Source organism: Bradyrhizobium sp. SHOUNA76, from assembly GCF_023006445.1.
Taxonomy (GTDB): Bacteria; Pseudomonadota; Alphaproteobacteria; order Rhizobiales; family Xanthobacteraceae; genus Bradyrhizobium.
This window is the reverse complement of record NZ_JALBHA010000794.1, coordinates 1-1841: the sequence shown is the minus strand read 5'-3', so window position 1 is coordinate 1841 and position 1841 is coordinate 1. Positions and strand designations below refer to the sequence as shown.

Here is a 1841-nt window from a genome sequence, read left to right as displayed (position 1 = left end):
AGCTCCGGCTTGTCGCGCTTGGCAAGCTCTGCCGCGACGTCGTTGGCGGCACGGCCGTCGCCGATCAGCACCAGCGCATCGGTGCGCGCAAGCTGGGCCTTCAGCGGCGCGCGCAAGGGACCGGCGGGAAACACCTCGCAATTGCCGAGGCCGCGCTCGCTGTCGATCACGATCAGGGAAGCGTCCTTGAGCAGGCGCGGGTTCTGGAAACCGTCGTCCATCAGGATCACGGTGGCGCCTTGCGACTTCGCCAGCGCGGCGCCATCGAGGCGGTCCCGCGCGACCGCGACCGGGACGTCGCGCGCCATCATCAGGGGCTCGTCGCCGACATCCGCAGCATTGTGGCGCGCGCGGTCGACCATGACCGGGCCTTTCAGGTGTCCGCCATAGCCACGGCTCAGCACCACCGGCGTCTCGCCGAGCTCGCGCAGGAGCCTCGTCAGCGCCAGCACGGTCGGCGTCTTGCCGGCGCCTCCGACATGGTAGTTGCCGACACAGATCACGGGAATGCCGGCGTCTGCGCCTGTGCGCAGCATGCGCCGTTCGGTGACCGCGCCGTAGAGCAGACCCAGCGGCTGCAACGCATACGACGTGAAGGAGCGAGGCCGGTACCAGAAGGCCGGCTCACGCATTGGCGGCCCCCATCTCGATCCGCAATTGCAACAGATAGGGTTCGAGCGCCGTCATGGTGCGCTCCAGTGCGCCGCCGAGCTGCTCGACCACGCCGCTGCCGGCGCGCTGCATCTTGTCGCGCATGACGGGGTCGGCCAGCAACTGGCCGAGCTGCTTGACCAGCGCCTCCTGCGTGTCGGCCTGCCGCGCACCGCCGCTGCCATCGAGCGCCGCATAGACATCGGCGAAGTTGAAGACGTGCGGTCCATGGACGATCGCGGCACCTAACTTGATCGCCTCGATCGGGTTCTGCCCGCCATGATGGATCAGCGATCCACCCATGAACACGATCGGCGACAGGCGATAGAACAGGCCGAGCTCGCCCATGGTGTCGGCGACATAGACGTCGGTCGTCGCGGTCGGCAGCTCCTCGCGCGAGCGCAACGCCGGCTTCAGGCCCGACGCCGTGATCAAACCTGATATCGAGGAGCCGCGATCGGGATGCCGCGGCACGATCACGGTGAGCACCTGCGGAAAGAAACCGACGAGGCTGCGATGCGCCGCGACCAGCATCTCGTCCTCGCCCGGATGGGTCGAGGCCGCGACGATGATCGGCCGCCCGCGCGTCATCGCCATCAGCCGCTCGAGCTTGGCGGGATCGGCCGGCGGCGCCGGCACGTCGAGCTTGAGATTACCCGTGGTGACGACGTCGCGGCCGCCAAGGGCGGAGAAGCGTTCGGCATCCGTCTTCGACTGCGCCAGGCAAATATCGAACCGCGACAGCAGCGCCGAGATGGTGCCGTGCATGCGCTGCCAGCGCGGGAAGGAGCGCGGCGACATCCGTCCGTTGATCAGCACCATCGGCACCCGGCGCGCTGCGCCGGCGAGGATCAGGTTCGGCCACAAATCGGATTCGATGAACAGCGCCAGCGACGGTTTCCAATGATCGAGGAAGCGCGCGACATAGCGGGGCGAGTCATACGGCACGTATTGATGGATGACGTCGGGCGGAAAGCGCTTTGCGACCACGGCGGCCGAGGTGACGGTTCCCGAGGTGAGCAGGATGCGCAAATTGAGATCGCGCAAGCGCTCGATCAGCGCCGCTGCGGCCAGCACCTCGCCGACACTGGCACCGTGGATCCAGACCAGCGGGCCGTGCGGCCGCACGTCCCGGGACAGGCCCCGCCGCTCGCCGACGCGCGCAGGGTCTTCCTTGCCCTGCTTCAGCC

The 1841-nt window shown here is 68.2% G+C and carries 2 protein-coding genes; both read right to left on the bottom strand.

What is annotated here, in order from left to right; genetic code table 11:
* Positions 1–632: tetraacyldisaccharide 4'-kinase (gene lpxK, locus MOV74_RS37195; RefSeq protein ID WP_246932389.1), on the bottom strand; the 632-nt coding region annotated here is incomplete at its 3' end.
* Positions 625–1839 (bottom strand): 3-deoxy-D-manno-octulosonic acid transferase, encoded by a 1215-nt coding sequence (locus MOV74_RS37190; RefSeq protein WP_246932387.1) that lies wholly within the window; start codon positions 1837–1839, stop codon positions 625–627. The genes lpxK and MOV74_RS37190, both read right to left, overlap by 8 nt.
* Positions 1840–1841 lie beyond the last annotated feature (2 nt).